This is a genomic window from Trichocoleus sp. FACHB-90 (assembly GCF_014695505.1).
GTDB lineage: Bacteria > Cyanobacteriota > Cyanobacteriia > Cyanobacteriales > FACHB-T130 > Funiculus > Funiculus sociatus.
Genome location: NZ_JACJOK010000066.1, coordinates 1 through 19,495, shown reverse-complemented (window position 1 = coordinate 19,495; position 19,495 = coordinate 1). Strand labels below are relative to the sequence as shown.

Here is a 19,495-nt window from a genome sequence, read left to right as displayed (position 1 = left end):
ACCAAGAACGTTCTGTTGAATGAGGGGATTCGCGCTTGGATGGCTCCTCAAGATCAGCCTCACGAGAACTTTGAGTTCCCTGAAGAAGTTCTGCCTCGCGGTAACGCGCTGTAGAATTTTAGATTTTGCGGAGGCGAAGAAGTTTCTGAGCCTCCGATGATTTTAGGTTAATCTTCAATCTAGAATCTCAAATCTAAAATCTAAAGTCGATACCTGATTTGGTTAATGACAATAGAGGTTTTACCCCGTGCAAACGTCATTTAATAACAGTTTCGTTACAGGCGCCGGACGCGACCAAGAGTCCTCCGGATTTGCCTGGTGGGCGGGTAACGCCCGTCTGATCAACCTGTCTGGTAAGTTGCTGGGCGCTCACGTTGCCCACTCTGGTCTGATTGTCTTCTGGGCGGGAGCTATGACTTTATTTGAAATCGCTCACTTTGTTCCAGAAAAGCCTATGTACGAACAGGGCTTAATCCTACTACCTCACCTTGCCTCCCAAGGCTGGGGTGTTGGCCCTGGTGGTGAAGTTATCAACACCTTCCCCTACTTCGTAGTTGGTGTTCTCCACCTGATTTCCTCCGCCGTTCTGGGTATAGGTGGTATTTACCACGCAGTTCGCGGCCCCGAAACCCTGGAAGGATACTATTCCTTCTTTGGCTACGACTGGAAAGATAAGAACAAGATGACCACCATCATCGGGATTCACCTGATCCTGTTGGGAATCGGTGCGTTCTTGTTGGTGATTAAGGCGATGTTCTTTGGTGGTCTGTATGACACCTGGGCGCCCGGTGGTGGTGATGTTCGCGTCATAAGCAGTCCCACTCTTAACCCAGCAGTAATCTTCGGCTATCTGCTCAAGTCTCCCTTCGGTGGCGACGGCTGGATTGTTAGCGTCGATAACCTGGAAGATGTGGTCGGTGGTCACATCTGGGTTGGCTTAATTTGCATTTTCGGTGGTATCTTCCACATCCTCACCAAGCCTTTTGCTTGGGCGCGTCGCGCTTTAATCTGGTCTGGAGAAGCTTACCTCTCCTACAGCATAGGTGCTGTGTCCTTGATGGCTTTCGTTGCCGCTTGTTTCGTCTGGTTTAACAACACCGTTTACCCCAGCGAATTCTACGGCCCGACAGGCCCGGAAGCTTCTCAAGCGCAAGCTTTGACCTTCCTGATCCGCGACCAACGCTTAGGTGCTAACGTCGGTTCTGCACAAGGCCCGACAGGCTTGGGTAAATATCTGATGCGATCGCCTACTGGAGAAATCATCTTCGGTGGTGAAACAATGCGCTTCTGGGATTTCCGTGGCCCTTGGTTGGAGCCTCTACGCGGCCCCAACGGTCTTGACTTAAACAAAATCAAGAACGATATTCAACCTTGGCAAGCTCGTCGCGCTGCTGAGTACATGACCCATGCTCCTCTGGGTTCTCTGAACTCTGTGGGCGGCGTTGCTACGGAGATCAACTCGTTTAACTACGTTTCTCCCCGTTCCTGGTTGGCGTGCTTCCACTTTGTGATGGGTTTCTTCTTCCTAGTTGGTCACTTGTGGCACGCTGGTCGCGCCCGCGCTGCTGCTGCTGGCTTTGAGAAAGGTATTGACCGTGAAACCGAGCCAGTGCTGTCTATGCCTGACCTCGACTAATTAGTTTGAGTTTTGAATTAGAGACTTATAACTGATAAATGAAAAGGCTCCTGTGTGAAAACAGGAGCCTTTTTGTTGTTGGTGAAATTACGGTGGACGCTGCCTCGAAATCAGGGCTACGCTGTCAGCAGTCTCAACACAGTCACCGTGCAAGATTGGAGTGCAGAAAGCTTGTGAATGCTGAAAACAAAATCGAGAGATTATTCGAGGCAATTCAGTTATCTAATGTTGAACAAGTTCGTCAACTTCTAAACTCTGGAGTTGATGCTAATAGCAAAAATGTCCAAGGTCAGCATCCACTGGTGTTAGCCTCTAGCATTGGCAACTTAGATATAGTTAAGGCTTTGCTGACAGCAGGGGCAAATGTTAATGCTAAATCTGGAATAGCTAAAAGTCCCAAGTTTAACCCAACTATTTCTGTGTCATCAATACCGGGAAATGCCAGCCTGGGAGAGATGATAAGCGAAGCGCTTGAAGATGCTCCCGATCAAGCAAAAGGCTTTTATGCAGGCTTTACGCAGTTTGTTGATGCTTTCTCGGCTGAAAAGAGCATCAATAGTGAGAGTACCAATAAGCAGCAGGAATCTTCCCAAGTTGAAGATGTAGAGGACGAGGGGGAAAATGTTGATGAGGGGGAAGAAAAAACGGCATTGATAGCAGCGATCGCTTCCGGTCATGTCGAGATTGTAAAAACCTTACTCAAAGCTGGCGCTGCTGTCAATCCAAAAACTTGGTATGACGATATACCCCTCGTATTTGCAGCTCAAAAGGGACAAGCCGAGATCGTCCGCGCCTTGATTGATGCTGGTGCTAATTTTAATCTTGGTTTTGATTTCACGCCTCTTTATGAAGCTGCAACAGAGGGACATAGCGAAATCGTAAAAATTTTGCTTGAGGCTGGTGCTGACGTAAATCAGACTGACGAAGATGGTCATACAGCACTAATGACAGCAGCTTATGAGGGTCATTTAGAAGTAGTGAAATTATTGGTAGAAGCGGGCGCTGATGTAAATGCTTGGGGACAGGGAGATACTCCTTTGCTTCGTGCTGCCACTGGGGGACAACAAGAAGTTTACGATTATTTGTATCCGCTGGTTTCTGAAGACATCCGAAAGTACGGGGAGAAAGAAATTGGGAAGGGTGTGAAGAGAAAGGAGCGGTTAAAGAAGAAGGATGTTGAAGACTTCATTGATGCGGCAATGATGGGAAATATAGAAGCAGTAAAGGCAGCAATTGAGGCAGGGATAGACATTAATGCTATTGGCTCTAATGGTGAAACTGCCCTAATGTATGCGGCTCATTACGTTCATATTCCCGTAGTCCAAGCTCTAATTGATGCAGGTGCTAATCTAAATATCTTGAGCGAAGAAGATGGACTCGGTGAAGGAGAAACCGCTTTGATGCACGTAGCTGGAAGCTTTTTTGCAACAGGAAAACGCGCTGAGGTGGTCAAAATATTAGTGGAAGCGGGAGCGAACATCAATCTCAAAGGTAAGGATGGTCGTACCGCCCTGATGTGCGCTACTATGGCGCGTTATGCCGATTCGATACAGGCTTTGATAGAAGCCGGTGCAGACCTTGATGCTAGAGATGATGATGGCAATACAGCGATGATGCTGGCTGAGGGTAACAGACATCGTAAAATTGTTCGCCTGCTCAAACAAGCGGGTGCTTCAGAAGGGGGAATGAATGATATTGCCTTAATTCAAGCAGCCTCTGACGGAAATGCCGAACAGGTTAGAGCGTTAATTCAAGCAGGCGCGGACGTTAATCGCAGGACGAATAGCACCGCGTTATGCAATGCAGCTTCAAGAGGGCATGATGAAATCGTGAGGATGCTGATTGAAGCTGGTGCAGACGTAAACAAAAGAGCCTTCGCTGGCTCTTTTAATCCGCTACTCCATGCTGCCTCTCAGGGATACCTTGATATCGTTCGCGCCTTGGTAGAAGCGGGTGCAGATGTGAATGCGAGGGTTGAAGATTACTGTAATGCACTTGAATATGCTGAGTTGGGCATGATGAAAGGGCATCACAAAGGTAGACAACACGCCGAGGTGATTGAATTACTCAAGCAAGCAGGTGCTACCAAGTCGCAAGATTTTTAATCGGAAGATATCGCGATCGCATTCCCCCTTCCTCCCGCACAAACAAAAAAATGGGGATGAGTCACCTCACCCCCATCTATTAGCAATTAGATACTACAGAGTTGGCACAAATTGCTCTTTTTCAGGAACCTCTGTGTACTCAGCTACAATTTGGCGGAACTCTTCACCGTCAATTGTTTCCTTCTCAATCAACAAATCAACGAGACGGTCAACCACTTCGCGGTTTTGGCGCATGATCTGACAGGCTTCTTCGTAGCAATGAGCAACGATTGAGCGTACCTGAGCATCAATCCGAGAAGCAATTTCCTCAGAATATTCGCTGCGGCTTGTCCAATCTCGACCTAAAAATACTTCCCCACTCTGGCTTTCTAAAGACAGGGGGCCGAGGTCAGACATCCCGAAGCGAGTTACCATTTGCCGTGCTAGTCCTGTAACCTGTTGCAGGTCGCCGCCGGCACCAGTGGTGATTTCCGAATCGCCGAAGATAACTTCCTCAGCAGCACGTCCACCTAAAGCGCCTTTAATGCGGGCTAGGAGTTGCGATCGCGAAACCAATCCTGAATCCTCAGAAGGAGTAAACCAGGTTAAACCGCGTGCTTGTCCTCGTGGAACCAGAGTTACTTTCTGTACGGGGTCGTGATCTGGAACCAGAGTGCCAATAATCCCGTGACCGATTTCATGGTAGGCAATCAATCGCTTGCTCTTGCTGTCTACTAGAGGCGTGCCTTCCATCCCAGCAACCACTCGGTCTACAGCGTCGTTGATTTCCAACATGGTGATGGCATCTTTACGACGCCGAGCTGTTAAAATTGCACCTTCGTTGAGCAAGTTGGCTAAGTCCGCACCTGTGAAACCAGGGGTACGACGAGCGATCGCTTCTAAGGATACTTCCGGAGCAATTTTTTTGTTGCGCGCGTGTACTTCCAGAATTGCCACACGACCTTTCAAGTCGGGAGCATCGACCATTACTTGACGGTCAAAGCGTCCCGGACGCAGTAAGGCGGAATCTAGTACATCGGGGCGGTTGGTGGCGGCAATAATAATAATCCCGGTGTTGCCTTCAAAGCCGTCCATTTCGGTCAGCAACTGGTTGAGGGTTTGTTCCCTCTCGTCGTTACCGCCGCCAATTCCAGCGCCGCGTTGCCGTCCTACAGCGTCAATTTCATCAATGAAGATCAGGCAAGGAGCGTTTTCTTTGGCTTTTTTGAACAAGTCGCGGACGCGGGATGCACCAACGCCGACAAACATTTCCACGAACTCAGATCCAGAGATGCTGAAAAATGGTACTCCAGCTTCGCCTGCGATCGCTTTTGCCAATAAAGTCTTACCAGTTCCCGGAGGGCCTACTAACAGCACTCCTTTGGGAATTCTCGCTCCCACTGCTGTAAACCGTTCCGGTTGCTTCAGGAAGGTGACAACTTCTTCTAGTTCTTCTTTGGCTTCTTCAATCCCAGCGACATCGTCAAATTTGATTCCTGTTTTTGCTTCCATCTGGAATCTGGCTCTGGATTTGCCAAAGTTCATCGCTTGACCGGGGCCACCAGGAATGTTGCTAGAGCGACGGAACAGGAAAAACAGCCCAGCAATCAACAGAATCGGGAAAATCAAATTTCCCAGAAATCCCCAAATAGCGCCGTCGTTACGGGCTGGATGGGTATCAAAGCTGATATTAGCTTTTCTGAGCTGAGAAATCAGTTCTGGAGCATTTGATGGCAAATCTACCCGCAGCCGCTGTATTCGGTTATCCAGGTCTGGATCGACGGCTTCCACAATTGCCGTCCGACCGCCATCGTATAGGTCAACACTGGTTAAGCGACCGTCATTGAGATATTCCAAAAAGCGCCCGTAGGTCATGCGGGTGCTGGCGGTGTTCTTACCCATGTCAGCAGGAGCGGCAGCAAATGCCCCTTGCCACAGGAAAAACCCGATCACCAAGGCTGGTAATGTCCAAAGAACTAATATTCTCCAAGAAAATTTCATAAGCTAGTGGCGTCTCCAAACGGTTAATATATGCAGATTCAATCCAGCTCTGGAGTCATGACAAAGACTAAATGAGCGCAGTATCTTTGCTGTTTTTTTTCACCAGTGCAATCTGGCGAGCCTGAGTGAGGCGTTAGTAAACATTTTAACGTTGAACTTAATCAAATTTAACTTAATTCTCAGGATTAGGGCAACCAATGGCTATCTAATACTACAATATGCGTAAATTGTCAATTACCGAAAGGGAAGTGAATTTTTTGAATTTTGCTTTAATCATTGGAGATAGCCAGCAGCCTTTAATAGGGTTTCTGGAATGATCGGCTATATATCGCGCCCTAACTTATAAAAAGAGCTTTTTAGGTATATAGCAGTCTTAAATGATTCGTGAAGGCGAGATACCTGACAACTCCTAAGAAATCGGGTATGTGAAGGGTTGGCACCTCACAACTAAAACAGGATTGCTATATGTTTCCTCACGATCGCTAAATCAAACATTAATCCAAAAAGGTATGACGCGCCCGCTTCCCAGGTTTAAGCCACGAGAAGCCGACGCGCCAATATAGCCGATTTAGATTATGAGAATGAAAGCCTTGCGGGGCAGTTTCAACCTTAGTAGGTTTCTACGTGCCAGCGACCAGCTTTCTTCATCGCCCGTTGGTATTCAGTCCAGTTCACCCCTTCCTTGGAGGCGACGGCAGAAAGCGCCTCATCAATGCCACCTTCCATACCCTTCAATCCACAGATGTAGGTGTGGGTATTGTCTTTCTGCATCAGTTCCCAAAGTTTTTCAGCATTCTCAGCAATCCGGTCTTGGATATACATTCTGCCGCCTTGGGGGTTTTTCTGTTCGCGACTGATGGCGTAGGTCAAGCGGAGGTTTTCCGGGTACTTATCCTGCAACTCTTCCAATTCTTCTTTGTAGAGGATGTTGGGAGTTGTAGCGATACCGAAGAAGAGCCATGCCAAACCGTTGAACTTATAGTCGGGGTTGGCTGCTCTTTCGGCATCTTTGAACATCCGCCATAGGTAAGCGCGGAATGGTGCAATTCCAGTTCCTGTTGCCATCATAATAATCGTGGCATTCGGATCGTCTGGAAGCAGCATTTCCTTACCAGTTGGCCCGGTGATTTTCACTTCATCCCCAGGCTGAAGACCGCAGATGTGGCTAGAGCAGACACCATAGACCATTTCGCCAGTCTCAGGATGCTTGTACTCTAGTTTCCGGACGCACAAGGATACAGTCTTGTCATCAACTGCGTCACCGTGACGAGTTGAAGCAATCGAGTAAAGTCTGAGCTTTTCCGGTTTGCCTTTCTTGTCGATTCCCGGCGGGATGATACCAATACTTTGACCTTCTAAATATCGCAAATCCCCCTCAGAAATGTCGAAGGTGACGTGACGACAAGTGCCGATTCCGCCCTCACGAACCATTTCTTCATTGCTGATACACCGACCAATAAAGGGATTATTCGGACGGTAGATATTAACGGGAATATCTTTTTCAGTCTTTTCCTTTGCTTGAGTCATAGGCTTGCTTTCTTCTCCTGCTTTCTTGTCCTGTGCTGCGGGTTGTGAAGAAGTGGCTTGCCCATTCGCTTCGCTTGTTTGCGCCACAGAGCGGCTGGCTAAAGAGCCATTCATGCTGCTGTCAACACTCAGTTGCTGGATGTTGACAATTTTGCCACCCATGCGAGCGATCCGCCGCATTTCTTGGTTCATGCGGCTGTATGGCACTGTGATGAACACGCTACCACTGCGACGAATGGGGTAGTTCATTTGGTCAGTTTGTTCGTTCTGACGCAGACCCACCACTTCATAAACAAAGACGCGGCTCCCAAATTCTGTATTCGCAGTACCGTTGGCTGTGCTTGAGTTATACATTAGCTGTTAAATATCTCCTCCGATCCCAGCTTCACTTAACATTCTGCTACAAAGCGCACTCTTAAAGCACATACCATCTGTACTTACCGATTGATCAAAATGGAGCGCGATCGCTCACTTTGGGGCCGTCACTACTGGGAGATCGCCTAGTTTCTTAGCCGAGAACCCCATGTTTGCACTTCCACAATACAGAGTCATCCCAGCAGAGAATGTCGCTATTGAGTCAATTTAATTTTTTCTTTCTAAAAATGCGCTCGTAAGCGTAGCATAAGAACTGAGCGAGATAATTCTAATCACAGTCAGCCTTGTAGCGTCTATCTCATTCTGGTAATATACAGTGTAGCAGCTAGTATTAAATACTTACTGGACTGGGCTTGAGTCGTCCCCAACGGGCAACAGCTTTCAGCTGTGCTGTATGTTCAAAATGGTTATGCTTTAGTGCTTATGCCACCGCATAAAAACCGAGGGGAACCTCTTGGCTAGGGATTTAGATTGCTTAAAACTACTGAAAAGAAAATTTTTTGCGTTAGAGGGAAGCTATGACCAGTCAGCTGGATCGCGTGGTTCTAATTGGTGTTGCTGGAGACTCCGGATGCGGTAAGTCCACATTTTTGCGCCGATTGACAGATTTGTTCGGGGAAGATTTTGTGACGGTGATCTGCTTGGACGATTACCACAGTTTGGATCGTAAGCAGCGCAAAGAAACGGGAATTACAGCGCTAAACCCGAAGGCGAATAACTTCGATCTGATGTATGAGCAGATCAAAGCGCTGAAGAACGGTAAGAGTATCGATAAGCCAATTTACAACCACGAAACCGGCGCGATTGATCCACCAGAACGAGTAAACCCTAACCACATTATCGTGATCGAGGGACTTCACCCGTTGTATGATGAGCGGGTGCGATCGCTTCTAGACTTCAGCGTTTACCTAGATATCAGCGATGAAGTCAAAATCGCCTGGAAAATTCAGCGAGATATGGCTGAGCGCGGACACACCTACGCTGATGTCATGGCTGCCATCAACTCTCGCCGCCCCGACTTTACCGCCTACATTGAGCCGCAGAAGGAACACGCTGACGTTGTGATCCAGGTTTTGCCGACTCAATTAGTCAAGGAGGAAAAGGAAGGCAAGATTCTGCGGGTGCGTCTAATTCAGCGAGATGGTGTGGAAGGCTTTGAGCCAGCTTACCTATTTGATGAAGGGTCAACAATTGATTGGAGACCCTGCGGACGCAAACTCACCTGCGGCTATCCTGGCATCAAGATGTACTACGGGCCAGATAGCTACTATGGTCACGAGGTTTCCATTCTGGAAGTGGATGGTCAGTTTGAAAAGCTAGAGGAAGTTATCTACATCGAAAGCCACCTCAGCAAGACTTCTGCCAAGTACCACGGCGAACTGACAGAACTGTTGCTTCATCACCGGGAGTATCCAGGCTCTAACAATGGTACTGGGTTGTTCCAAGTGTTAGTAGGTCTGAAGATGCGGGCGACATACGAGCGCTTAACTTCTGGAAAGAGCCAGCCTCTGGCAGCTACGAAAGTTTAATTAAAGGCTCTCATGCTCTCAGGCTACAGAAAAGAGCGTTGACAGCTTCCTGAGCGCCGACTGTTAAATTTGATGATTAACAACGCGAGAAACTGACAAAAGTCTCTCGCGTTTTGTTTTTACCTTAACCAGCTGATGACAGCGTGTGAGGATTGAATGCTTGCTTTGCGTTTAAATTCCTTGACATTTCCTAAACTGAGAAATGTAAAGATATCGTAATCTTGCATTTTATGTTCCTCAAACCGAATCAACGCACAAAGTTAGACGATACGGATGATACGCTGTTCTACTCCTACCCGCGCTTTGTGACGCACGTAGACGAAGGCTTCATTAAACAGCTGACAGATTTATATAGAGAACGGCTGAAGCCAAATACTCGCATCTTGGACATGATGAGCAGCTGGGTTTCCCATCTACCAGAGGAGATGGAATTTGCTCACATCGAAGGACACGGACTCAACGAGGAGGAACTGGGACGCAATTCCCGTCTAGATCATTACTTTGTACAAGATTTAAACAAAAATCCTAAGTTAGCCTTGCCAGATGGTGATTTTGACGCGGTTCTCATCTGCGTTTCGGTGCAGTATCTCCAATACCCGGATGCGGTATTTTCTGAGATTCACCGGGTTCTGAAACCGGGTGGAATTGCCATTATCAGCTTTTCTAACCGGATGTTTTACCAAAAAGCGATCGCTGCATGGCGGGATGGTTCAGAATCTAGTCGCGTTGAGTTGGTTAAAAGTTACTTTACCTCAGTCCCAGGATTTAGTCCGCCTGAAGTCATTACCCGCAAATCCAGCGCTCCCAATTTCCTCCAGTGGATGGGTGCAGCTGGCGGCGATCCTTTCTATGCTGTAGTAAGTCAGCGGCTTTAAGGTAAGTGGAAATTTCCCCAAGTAAGATCGCAAAAATGCCAACATGGGGATTAAGTGTAGAAATTAAAGCTATCAGGAGGCGGTAATGTTTTTCCAAAACGGGCGTAGAATTTTAGCGGCTTTATTACTGTCAGTTTTGCTGCTGGTGACATCTTGTGCAACTCAGGCTCCCTCTCCTTATGCTCAGGCGCAAAAGGAAAGTACCCAGAGAAATGCCCCTTCAGCAGTTGCCAAAGATGCTACACAGGGTAGCCAATTTAACAAATTCTTTCCAAAAGGTAGCGGTGGCTTCCAGACCGTACCAGCTCAAGAGAAAAAAGGCTTTGCTGAGTATAAGCTGAAACAAGGCGGCAAGGATGTAGCGGTGCTGTCTATCAATGACACAGTAAGCACGCCTACAGCCGCAGCGAAATTCAACAGCAGCACTCAAAAAATCGCTGGATATCCAGCAGTTAATCAGGGCAGTAACGGCACTGCTATTTTAGTAGGCGATCGCTACCAAGTCAAAGTCCAATCCCGCGATGCTTCCTTTACCCAAAGCGATCGCGAAGCATGGTTACAAAGATTTAATCTCAGTGGTCTGGCACGACTGAAGTAAGTAGTCTGTTGCTATCGTTAGCATGGCTAATCGTTGAAAAATGATTAGCCATTAGCTAATGACTAATGACCATTGATTGACTAAACAAGGAGACTTTTGTGAGCAAAGCTATTTTTGAATTGGTTGATGAACTACCAACCAACAACATGACCACGAGAGCGCTACGAGCGCTTGATTTTGTAGTTCCTGGCGAGTGGCAAAATATAGTTGGATTCGACAACACCATTCGCGCTGTCACCGGAGAAACCGACGCCGCCTTTATTCAGCAAATTGGCGAACGCGCTGTTTATTTGTATAACGACAAGTCGCAAGGTTATCAACGAGCCATGTGGCTTTATCAAACTGTTGATAATGCAGATAAAGCCTTGGGTGCAGCGGCTCTAGCCAACAAAGTTGGTGAAAACATTCCCTTTCTGGGACTTTTAAACCGCCTTACTCCCAAAGCTAACAAAGCTCAAGCTATTGATTTGACCATAAAATTAGTAGTTGAGTTAGTTGCTTTCTGCCAAATCAACGGCATACCTGGAGACAGCATCGGCGATTTTGTTACCTCTTTGAGTGACTATAGCGGCGAATCTCTGATGCGGATGGTGGCGCTGGTTTGCTTTGATGGTCTGGTTCCTCTTGGCCCTGACTTCCTCCTGCAAGCTACTTCCAGCTTAAATCAGACAAATCCCTCAGAATTAGAACAAAATCAGACCTATCAGCGTGTCCACGATCTGATTCCAGGTGGCAGTTCTCAAGGTAAGCTAAACTTCATTGGTCAGAGCTTTGATTCAGTCAAAGGCTGGATGAGCGGTTTGGTTACTTCTCGCGGTTTGACACCACAAAAAGTTGTTAGCAACCTGCACAATTTTGTAGAAATTTCTAACGACAAGTTGGACTACTTGGGTGCTTTTCTAGATGTGACAACTAACTACTACGAACACACTGGGACTCAAACCCTGGCTCGTCGTTTGATTGAACGCGCCTCAGCGGAAATTTAAGCTCGACGACTAAAGTCGCGGCTCTTGCGAACAAAGCCCGCCTTCGCGGGCTTTAATTTTAAGCCTCGCGTTGCGCGGGCGTAGTACGCAAAAGCCAAGGCTAAAGCAATGTGGCCAAGTAACTCTGTAGAATAAATTACACAACCTTGCCTTGCTACATAAGGCTTTCAATAGGATTTGATATGTAATTTATTTCGCATATCCACTTATAGATGCAACATTGGGATGCACTCTATTTTTTTTGCTTTAATTTTTGTCACTATTTTGTGATTTATAGCACAGAAATACTTATTCTTAAGAGTATCTGATAAAGCCGACGTGAGGGGTAGGGGGCGATCGCTTCTCTCCCAATACGGTTTGGATAAGATAATTTGTTTACCGATAACCGTTGTAAAGACGTTCTATCTTAACGTCTCTACTCCCCCAACCCCATGCCGACTCCAATGCACTATGCGATTGAATCAAAGATTCAAAGGAGATTTACTGTCATGGCAATAGAAACTGTTAGAGAATTTTTGGAAAGCGTAAAACAAGATCAACGATTAAAAGAAAAAGTTAAAGCAGCACAAGAACCAGAAACTTTGGTGGAGATTGCCAAAGAACGTAGCTATATTTTCTCACCCGAAGAATTAGATACTGCGTTAAGCAATTTGTCGAAGAAGCAAGACGAGTTAGCAGCTTTAGTCAACCCAGGTATCTCACCCCGGCGACATCTTCATCCAAGGTAATTGGGAATTGGGGATTGGGGATTAGAGATTAGGGATTGGGGAAGAGGAACTCTTGAAGATTCTTCCCCAGTCCCCAGTCCCCAGTCCCCAGTCCCCAACCCCCATCTATGCCAAAATTTCTGATGCCTGCTGACAAATTTCTTCGTGGCAGTTACCGTTACTAGCTATCAAGCAACCCCATTGATTTACATCCCCTGTGTTGTACTTCAAAGGGTTGCCTTCAACATGAGTAAACTTTCCGCCAGCTTCTGTCAAAATTAACTCAGGTGCAGCCATATCCCAATCTTTGGGAGCAGACTTTCCAGATAGCGAGATGTAAACATCTGCTGTTTGTTCGATGATAGTGGCAATTTTGCAGCCGACGCTGCCCACATAATGTTTATTTTTAAAAGGCAAGTTTTGCAATAATCGATCGAAGCGCTCATCCCGATGGGTACGACTGGCGACTACGGTTAAATCTTCAATCGTGTTGCGTTCCGATACTCGTATTGGCGTTACTTCCCCATCCCGGTTTTCTACAAACGTGCCGCCGCCAATGGTTGCGTAATACAATTTTCCAGCTTCAGGCACTACTACCACTGCCGCCACTGGTCGTTCTGCATTGGTTAGGGCAATATGAACGGCGTATTCCCCAGTACGGTCGATAAAGTCTCGCGTACCATCAAGAGGGTCAATAATCCACACCCAAGGTTGAGTAGGTATGGGTGTCTGAGATTTATAAGTTTCTTCGCTGAGGTATCCGAAATCTTGGGTACCTAAAGATGCCTGCAAGTTATGCAGAATGTATTGATTTACAGCCACATCAGCAGCTGTAACTGGCCCATCTTTTTTGTCTTGAATTTCCAAGTTGCCGACGCTTTTATCGCCGCGATAGTAAGACTGTAGGATATCGGCGGCACCCCAGCCAACAGTTCGGGCGATCGCTACAATTTCTTCTAGCCCTTCATATTGGTTTTCGCCCAATGATTTTAATGTCACTTTAAGATTCCTCGATCGGCAGTTGGTGGGAGGTCAACAAAATTGATTAATCCTTAATTATATGCTGCCTTGCTGCATCCATCGCCGAGTGCCAAAAAATTGACAGGAATGGGAGGCAATTTTTGCCGCTAGAGCGATCGCATCTGTAAAATTTTCCTCCAAAATATAATGGCAAAAGGCACCATGAAAAATGTCACCAGCACCCAAAGTATCGACAGGATTGATTTTGGCAACTTCCACCCGGCCATTTGTACCTTGCGAAATGTATTGGATCGGTTTTTCGCCGTTGGTAATGGCAATATGGGGGATTCCCATTTCTGATAAATAAGAAAAAACTTCTTCTGTTGTATTGCAACCCGGTGGATAAAAATTTGCCGAACAAAGGGCGTAATCTACAAAAGGCAATACATTCTCAAATCCAGGCTTCCAACTGCCGCCGTCTATGACCACAGGGATATAATTTTCTTTGGCTTTGCGGGCAATTTCCTCTCCTACTGCCATTTGATGTCCATCAATGAGGACGATATCAACCCCTTGCAAGATATTTTTGGGAATGCGATCGCATCTAGCTTGAGTTTTGGTAGCATTCAGCGAAACTACAGCGCGATCGCCTGTCCCTTGAGTAACGATAATAGAAGATATGGGCGGCGGTTCGTCGTGAGTAGGTGCTAAGTCTATTTGTGTAACAGTATGACTTTCCAAGTCACCCCGGATTAAGCAATTAATCGGATGACTGCCAACAACACCCAAAAGTGTTGCACCTCCGCCCAAATAACTAAAAGTTACTGCGGCATTGGTAGCAGGCCCACCGGCTACCACAGTATAGTCAGATGCCGCCATTTTTTGATTTTTTTGAGGCAAATCTGCCGTTAAATAAACAAAATCTAAAGTAACTAATCCTACAAAAAGTCCAAGTGCCATTTAACTTCAGAATTTTAAATATATGGGAAAAGTAGATAGTCTTCCTATAGCACTTTATGTTGTAGGAACTCCAATTGGCAACCTGGAAGATATGACTTTTCGGGCGGTGCGAATTTTGCAGGAGGTGGATGCGATCGCAGCTGAAGACACGCGCCACACTGGGAAGCTTTTGCAGCATTTTCAGATAAAAACGCCTCAAATTAGCTACCACGAACATAACCAAGCACAGCGTATTCCAGAGTTGTTGCAGCAGTTGAAAATGGGGAAAGCGATCGCCCTGGTCACTGACGCTGGGATGCCAGGAATCTCCGATCCAGGTTACGAACTGGTTAAAGCTTGCATCGAGGCATCCATTCCAGTAGTTCCTATTCCCGGTTGCACTGCTGTAACAACTGCCCTAAGTGCTGCTGGATTACCTACTGATAGATTTGTATTTGAAGCCTTTTTACCAGCAAAAGGTGCAGATAGGCAACAACATTTAGAAAGTTTACAAACAGAAACCAGAACTCTCATATTTTACGAAGCACCCCACCGACTGCGGCAAACATTGCAAGATTTAGCCTCTGTACTAGGAGAAAACCGGAAAATTGTATTAGCCAGAGAGTTAACAAAGTTGCACGAAGAGTTTTGGCGGGGAACAATTGGGGAAGCAATTCTTCACTACAATCAGCGCGAACCGCAAGGAGAATTTACTCTCGTCGTCGCTGGTGGTGAGTTGGTAACACCGTTGCTGTCAGAAGAAGCGCTGAAAGCAGAATTACAGCAGCTATTGTATCAAGGAATATCGCGATCGCAAGCTAGTCGCCAATTAGCAAAAGCCACTTCCATCCCTCGCCGCCAAATCTATCAATTAGCTTTAGAAATTCCGGTTATCCCCAACACCGAAGCGGAAACAATAGAAGAAAACTAGGGGCTGGGGATTAGGGACTGGGGACTGGGTACTAGGTACTAGGAAGGAACTGGAAGGGACTAGGTAAGATTCTTTCCCATTCCCCATTCCCAATTCCCCATTCCCAATTCCCCATTCCCCAATTTAATATGAAAACCCAATTCTTCTCTGGTTACTTAATTTTTCTGATAACACTCACGGGTTGTACTACGTCAACAAAACAGCCAACCTCTTTAAGCACGCCTTCACCCACCACCACAGCGACAACGCCGCCGTCGCCAACTTCCACCCCAACACCAACAGCGGTCAAATTGTCTCCTGTCTCAGCGAACTTTAAAATCTCACCAGGGGGCATGGGTACTGCCAAACTGGGGATGACTCTGGGACAACTCAAAAAACAGTTGGGAGCGAATGCTGAGTTTAAGGTAACGTCGCCTTATATTGTAGATTTTGATGCGATCGCAGTCAGTCAAAATGGAAAAGTACAATATTATATCCTCTACCCATCTGCAAAACCCCTAACTGACTCCGATAAAATCGAATATTTGCTAACAGAAAATCCCGCTTATCGAACTGAAAAAGGAGTAGGTTCCGGCACAACACTCAAGCAAGCCGAAGCAGCTTACGGAGATGCCACTTTGTCTTACAACACCGCAGTAGAAGGTAGAGAATACGTCAGCTTTGCTAATGAACCTGCTAAGAATATTGCCTTCCGCCTTGGTTCCTTTGGAGATAACAGCTTGGTAGGAGTTTATCCCTCAGCATCCGGCGAATTTAACCAAACCAAGCAATATAAAGATGACGGCATAATTCGCGCCGTTAGAGTTGATTGTCAGGGTCAAAGCTGCGGTAATTAATAGCCCTTAAAAACACCTGAAGACTAAAGTCAAGGGCGAACAAACAACGCCTTTGCGTTGGCAGGCATTGTTTGTGTAGCCACACCCTTTAGAGTGTAGGCTGCTCTCATTGGATGCACCCTTGACTAATAACTAAGAACTAATGACTAAACACCTCATCAGAAAACATATCTGTCATCGTGCGTAGATAAGGTAACAAAGTTGCCATATCCTCAGGATTTAGGAGATTGTGCATTTGCCAACCCATAGTTTGTAGCATTTGTTGCACCAGTCTCCAGCTCACATTCAAGCGAGGGTACAACATCACGCACAAAGGAAAGAGTTCTTGCTGCACCGCTTGCATATTGTCTTGCAAAATGCACAGACATAGATAAACCTGAAACATCTCAGCATCCCGGATACTGGCGGTTTTGACAATATCTTCACTCAAGTTACCGCTGTAGGTGCGATAGTTGGGGTGTTGACGGCAAACTTGGTTACAAACCGCGTGAGCAATCTTCGTGCTGACAGGTAGAAGATTCTGAACTGCTTTGAGTGCTGGAGAATCCATGTTATGGTTAGCCGCAGCTTCGTAGGCAGCCCGTAGCGGCATATACATATGGTCATCCATCATTTTTAAGTACGGCATCCACAGCGCCTGCTCTGGTGGTGAAAGCCACTCAAGTAACATTTGACCCGTGTAATGAAACTGCATACTCACGAAGCCAATGGCGCGAGGATCAACCTTGGTATATTTCTGTCGCACCCGACCAAAGTCTGACCCCGCAGACACTGACACACGATGCGCCGTTACTCTCTCCGCATAGCCATCCAGCACTTTTTGAAATAAGTCGCGAGTATCTGCGGCAATTTCTAAGGGATTGATTAAGTCTGGGTTAATACCGTGGCGGCGAATCTCTTGTGATAGGAGCGTTTCTGTCTTAGACCAAGCTCTTGCACTGGCTAAACTCAAGTTATCTAGGAGCTTTTTAGCCGTTTCAGCTCGACCTTCAGCAGATGTAATTTCTTTTAAACTTTCGTTTTTTCTTAGCTCCTGAGCATCATAGTCCGCAGTAACAGCAACATAATACTTTCGCGCCCACAAGGCTGCTAGAGAATGCACGTTTGATTTTGTTGATTTGCGGGTAGAGGCGGGTGAAAAACTTTCAACGAGTTGAGGCTTGGAGGTTGAAACAGGAAGAGACTGAACTTTAGCCGATGCAGATAAGGGGGTCATAAAACATCCAAAATTATCAAAAGGTATTCAAATCTACCAATCCCAGCTTTTATGTCTGGAATTCCCCTCGCTATTGGCTTATGGACTTCGCCCATAGCCTTTAGTTATAAAAATCAAGCCGAGATATAACAGGGAAGACGGTTGCCGTTACACGGAACAAAAAATATTTAATTTGCTACAGACTTTACAAATTCTTTGCAGAATTTCTACAAACTCTTCACAAAATTAATTTATCAGTATTTTCCCTGGTTTTTGCAAATAATGAATCATTATGTATATAAATGTTAACCTAATGTAATGTTTCTCATAAATAAGTTTATTCATTTTGTGCCTTGACAAAAACACAGGATTATCCACCAAGGGTCAAAAATGCGATCGCGTCGTGCTTTTATCCTCCTAAGGAGGCTGAGCCGGGGAACCTAAAAAATCATACCCTCACCTTAGATTAGAGCCAAGCGATCACTTCTTCTACCTCTGCCTAGTCATCCCTCGTGCGTAATATCCCCTAGCTGAAATACAACAGTAATTGAAACTTAGGCAAAATTCAGGATTCCCCCTCTGAGCCGGTTCAGTACAATTGCTTCAGTTAAACAACTAACAGAGCAGCCAAAATCATGACCAGACTCTTGATCAGACTGATTGGCTTCATCGTGCTTCTTATTGGCGTATACTTTTTAGGTAAAAATATTATTTTTGCAACTCATATCTACCCTTACTATTGGCGTAACTTACCTGCTATGGGTTCCGTTCTAGCCATCATGAGTGGTGCAATTTGTTTGATATTTTTTAGGAGACAAACTGGAAATTTTGGAGCGATTTTGCTGGGAATAGGTATAGTGCTAGTTTTCTTGAGTGGTGGTGTTATCTTAAGGCCAACTAGCCTCTGGAATTTCTTCATAGGCTTTGTGGCTTTAGCTGGTGGCTATAAGTTGTTAAACGAGGGCAGAATTAGATTTTAAATTCAGTCCTAAACGAGGTGTAACTTTCTTCGTTTTTAAACAGGCTCTTCTGACGGTTCTAAGGTTCACGAATGAATTAGAATTACTAGATTGTGTAGGGTGGGACTTGTCTACCCTGCATACACACATTAACGCGCCCATTGCTGCAAAATATAATCGTAAAATCCCTGCTTATCCACATTCTTCATAACGCGAATTTTTCTGCCTCCAGTTTCCACCTTTGTTCGTCCTTGACTCTTGCCACTTGTGACAATCATTGTCTCCTCTTCCCCCACTTCATAAAACTCCGGATGAGCGAGATATGCTGTAGCCAAAACATCCCAAAAATAATAATTTTGGGGGATAACCAGTGCATAACATTGTCCCGCCAAATCAGACACAGGATATTGACGCTGACGACCCATTTGGCGCACCACTTCTGATGTCACTGGCACATTATTAGTCAGGTCTAAAGGACACAAGATAATCGGGATTGAAGTCTGCCAAACTCGATTCACGCCGATAGGGTCCCAATAGGCATTCCACTCAGCCGAACCATCCTGTCCCGCCTCAATATCTTTGCTAACGTTACCAGGAACATTCAGCGCACCCCCCATCCAGACAATCTCTTTAATTTTTCCTTCAATTTCCCCATCTAAATCTAGTGCAGCGGCTACTGTCGTCAATGGCCCTGTTACCATTAATGTCACTGGTTCTGATGCTTCTTTTAACATCCGTACCATAAATTCGTGACCAGATTCTTTCACCAAAGGTGTCTCAATTGTTTCTCGTTCGTTGAGAATTGGGAAATGATCTACAACCAAAGAATCGCGGCGAAAAAGTCGCGGAAATGGATTAATTCCCCGCACCGTACTTTCTGCCACTGGCACATCAGAACGTCCCATTAAATCTAGAATTTTGCGTGTTGCACTCACAGCAGGTTCCACAGAGCAATCAGCTGGCGTGACGATGATACCGAGTGGTTGCACATTCTCCATCGTCATCAGCAGCATCGTGGCGAGATAATCATCAACGCCGCCATCATGATCCATTAATACAAGTTGTTTTGACATAGACATTTGCTTGAATTAAGCAGAGAATTATCTATCTTGGTGAAGCGTTTCCCGAAAATATTCACCTTATATCGGTAAAGTAGCCCCGGATACCTATCAGAGAAGTTTAAGTCTTACCTTAGTGAAAGAGGAAGCGCATTGGTGTAAAATTTTTGATAGATTGGCAATCTGGGCTCTCCTGTACTTATGGGTATAAGTAAATTTTATTTAAATAAGCAAGCTAGCAGCTTCTCTCGTAAAGATTCAAAGCTCTTAAAACCATAGCTCTGCCGAATAATTAACTT

General features: G+C 45.9%; 18 protein-coding genes and 1 pseudogene. 12 read left to right on the top strand and 7 right to left on the bottom strand.

Going from position 1 to position 19,495, the window contains the following annotated elements; genetic code table 11:
* The 4 genes and pseudogenes from H6F74_RS19305 to H6F74_RS19295 all read left to right on the top strand — a co-directional run.
* Window positions 1-114: pseudogene (locus H6F74_RS19305) on the top strand (photosystem II protein D2); the annotation flags it as partial.
* Between the two features lie 133 nt (window positions 115-247).
* A complete protein-coding gene (psbC, locus tag H6F74_RS19300; protein ID WP_190443820.1) occupies window positions 248-1,636 on the top strand; it encodes a photosystem II reaction center protein CP43 in 1,389 nt (462 codons plus the stop codon).
* A 54-nt stretch (window positions 1,637-1,690) separates the two neighbouring features.
* On the top strand, window positions 1,691-1,813 hold the full coding sequence (locus H6F74_RS31105; RefSeq protein ID WP_347269530.1) for a hypothetical protein: 123 nt from the start codon (window positions 1,691-1,693) through the stop codon (window positions 1,811-1,813).
* Complete coding sequence (locus tag H6F74_RS19295) at window positions 1,810-3,741, top strand: ankyrin repeat domain-containing protein (protein WP_190443819.1); 1,932 nt, start codon at window positions 1,810-1,812, stop codon at window positions 3,739-3,741. The genes H6F74_RS31105 and H6F74_RS19295 overlap by 4 nt, the downstream gene beginning before the upstream one ends.
* Before the next feature lie 93 nt (window positions 3,742-3,834).
* On the opposite strand, the gene ftsH2 is transcribed toward H6F74_RS19295, so the two are convergent.
* Both ftsH2 and petH read right to left on the bottom strand, forming a co-directional pair.
* Window positions 3,835-5,721 (bottom strand): ATP-dependent zinc metalloprotease FtsH2, encoded by a 1,887-nt coding sequence (ftsH2, locus tag H6F74_RS19290; protein WP_190419696.1) that lies wholly within the window; start codon window positions 5,719-5,721, stop codon window positions 3,835-3,837.
* Between the two features lie 609 nt (window positions 5,722-6,330).
* Window positions 6,331-7,602, bottom strand: a complete 1,272-nt coding sequence (gene petH / locus H6F74_RS19285) for a ferredoxin--NADP reductase (RefSeq protein ID WP_190443818.1) — start codon at window positions 7,600-7,602, stop codon at window positions 6,331-6,333.
* Window positions 7,603-8,141: 539 nt separating this feature from the next.
* On the opposite strand from petH, the gene H6F74_RS19280 reads away from it, so the two are divergent.
* The 5 genes from H6F74_RS19280 (at window position 8,142) to H6F74_RS19260 (ending at window position 12,339) form a co-directional block, all read left to right on the top strand.
* Window positions 8,142-9,152 (top strand): phosphoribulokinase, encoded by a 1,011-nt coding sequence (locus H6F74_RS19280; RefSeq protein WP_190443817.1) that lies wholly within the window; start codon window positions 8,142-8,144, stop codon window positions 9,150-9,152.
* A gap of 230 nt (window positions 9,153-9,382) precedes the next feature.
* Complete coding sequence (locus H6F74_RS19275; protein WP_190443816.1) at window positions 9,383-10,027, top strand: class I SAM-dependent methyltransferase; 645 nt, start codon at window positions 9,383-9,385, stop codon at window positions 10,025-10,027.
* An 85-nt stretch (window positions 10,028-10,112) separates the two neighbouring features.
* Window positions 10,113-10,625, top strand: coding sequence for a hypothetical protein (locus H6F74_RS19270; RefSeq protein ID WP_190443815.1), 513 nt, complete (start codon window positions 10,113-10,115; stop codon window positions 10,623-10,625).
* Between the two features lie 98 nt (window positions 10,626-10,723).
* Window positions 10,724-11,611, top strand: coding sequence for a hypothetical protein (locus H6F74_RS19265; RefSeq protein WP_190443814.1), 888 nt, complete (start codon window positions 10,724-10,726; stop codon window positions 11,609-11,611).
* Window positions 11,612-12,099: 488 nt separating this feature from the next.
* Window positions 12,100-12,339 (top strand): Nif11-like leader peptide family natural product precursor, encoded by a 240-nt coding sequence (locus H6F74_RS19260; RefSeq protein WP_190419684.1) that lies wholly within the window; start codon window positions 12,100-12,102, stop codon window positions 12,337-12,339.
* Window positions 12,340-12,444: 105 nt separating this feature from the next.
* Here H6F74_RS19260 and H6F74_RS19255 read toward each other — a convergent pair whose 3' ends face one another.
* The gene (locus H6F74_RS19255; RefSeq protein WP_190443813.1) at window positions 12,445-13,317 is read right to left on the bottom strand and encodes an inositol monophosphatase family protein; all 873 of its coding nucleotides are present in this window, start codon (window positions 13,315-13,317) and stop codon (window positions 12,445-12,447) included.
* A gap of 57 nt (window positions 13,318-13,374) precedes the next feature.
* Window positions 13,375-14,238 carry a sugar kinase gene (locus H6F74_RS19250; protein WP_190443812.1) on the bottom strand — a complete coding sequence of 288 codons (864 nt, stop codon included), beginning with the start codon at window positions 14,236-14,238 and terminating at the stop codon, window positions 13,375-13,377.
* A gap of 22 nt (window positions 14,239-14,260) precedes the next feature.
* Here H6F74_RS19250 and rsmI point away from each other — a divergent pair, with 22 nt between their 5' ends.
* Window positions 14,261-15,148, top strand: coding sequence for a 16S rRNA (cytidine(1402)-2'-O)-methyltransferase (gene rsmI, locus H6F74_RS19245; RefSeq protein WP_190443811.1), 888 nt, complete (start codon window positions 14,261-14,263; stop codon window positions 15,146-15,148).
* Between the two features lie 151 nt (window positions 15,149-15,299).
* Here the strand turns inward: rsmI and H6F74_RS19240 are convergent, their stop codons facing one another.
* Window positions 15,300-15,482: a hypothetical protein gene (locus H6F74_RS19240; RefSeq protein ID WP_190443810.1), complete on the bottom strand. Its 183-nt coding sequence runs from the start codon at window positions 15,480-15,482 to the stop codon at window positions 15,300-15,302.
* Here H6F74_RS19240 and H6F74_RS19235 point away from each other — a divergent pair.
* A complete protein-coding gene (locus H6F74_RS19235) occupies window positions 15,481-15,984 on the top strand; it encodes a hypothetical protein (RefSeq protein WP_199301417.1) in 504 nt (167 codons plus the stop codon). The genes H6F74_RS19240 and H6F74_RS19235 overlap by 2 nt on opposite strands.
* 139 nt (window positions 15,985-16,123) lie before the next feature.
* Here the strand turns inward: H6F74_RS19235 and H6F74_RS19230 are convergent, their stop codons facing one another.
* Window positions 16,124-17,200: a hypothetical protein gene (locus H6F74_RS19230; RefSeq protein ID WP_190443809.1), complete on the bottom strand. Its 1,077-nt coding sequence runs from the start codon at window positions 17,198-17,200 to the stop codon at window positions 16,124-16,126.
* Window positions 17,201-17,814: 614 nt separating this feature from the next.
* On the opposite strand from H6F74_RS19230, the gene H6F74_RS19225 reads away from it, so the two are divergent.
* Window positions 17,815-18,159 (top strand): hypothetical protein, encoded by a 345-nt coding sequence (locus H6F74_RS19225; protein ID WP_190443808.1) that lies wholly within the window; start codon window positions 17,815-17,817, stop codon window positions 18,157-18,159.
* A 128-nt stretch (window positions 18,160-18,287) separates the two neighbouring features.
* On the opposite strand, the gene H6F74_RS19220 is transcribed toward H6F74_RS19225, so the two are convergent.
* Complete coding sequence (locus tag H6F74_RS19220) at window positions 18,288-19,211, bottom strand: nucleoside hydrolase (protein WP_190443807.1); 924 nt, start codon at window positions 19,209-19,211, stop codon at window positions 18,288-18,290.
* Window positions 19,212-19,495 lie beyond the last annotated feature (284 nt).

Excerpts from the sequence above, each read along its gene's own strand:
- ftsH2 (WP_190419696.1), bottom strand. The coding sequence starts at position 5,721 with ATGAAATTTTCTTGGAGAATATTAGTTCTTTGGACATTACCAGCCTTG.
- petH (WP_190443818.1), bottom strand. The coding sequence starts at position 7,602 with ATGTATAACTCAAGCACAGCCAACGGTACTGCGAATACAGAATTTGGG.
- H6F74_RS19280 (WP_190443817.1), top strand. The coding sequence starts at position 8,142 with ATGACCAGTCAGCTGGATCGCGTGGTTCTAATTGGTGTTGCTGGAGAC.
- H6F74_RS19275 (WP_190443816.1), top strand. The coding sequence starts at position 9,383 with ATGTTCCTCAAACCGAATCAACGCACAAAGTTAGACGATACGGATGAT.
- H6F74_RS19270 (WP_190443815.1), top strand. The coding sequence starts at position 10,113 with ATGTTTTTCCAAAACGGGCGTAGAATTTTAGCGGCTTTATTACTGTCA.
- H6F74_RS19260 (WP_190419684.1), top strand. The coding sequence starts at position 12,100 with ATGGCAATAGAAACTGTTAGAGAATTTTTGGAAAGCGTAAAACAAGAT.
- H6F74_RS19250 (WP_190443812.1), bottom strand. The coding sequence starts at position 14,238 with ATGGCACTTGGACTTTTTGTAGGATTAGTTACTTTAGATTTTGTTTAT.
- rsmI (WP_190443811.1), top strand. The coding sequence starts at position 14,261 with ATGGGAAAAGTAGATAGTCTTCCTATAGCACTTTATGTTGTAGGAACT.
- H6F74_RS19235 (WP_199301417.1), top strand. The coding sequence starts at position 15,481 with ATGGGTACTGCCAAACTGGGGATGACTCTGGGACAACTCAAAAAACAG.
- H6F74_RS19240 (WP_190443810.1), bottom strand. The coding sequence starts at position 15,482 with ATGCCCCCTGGTGAGATTTTAAAGTTCGCTGAGACAGGAGACAATTTG.
- H6F74_RS19230 (WP_190443809.1), bottom strand. The coding sequence starts at position 17,200 with ATGACCCCCTTATCTGCATCGGCTAAAGTTCAGTCTCTTCCTGTTTCA.
- H6F74_RS19225 (WP_190443808.1), top strand. The coding sequence starts at position 17,815 with ATGACCAGACTCTTGATCAGACTGATTGGCTTCATCGTGCTTCTTATT.
- H6F74_RS19220 (WP_190443807.1), bottom strand. The coding sequence starts at position 19,211 with ATGTCAAAACAACTTGTATTAATGGATCATGATGGCGGCGTTGATGAT.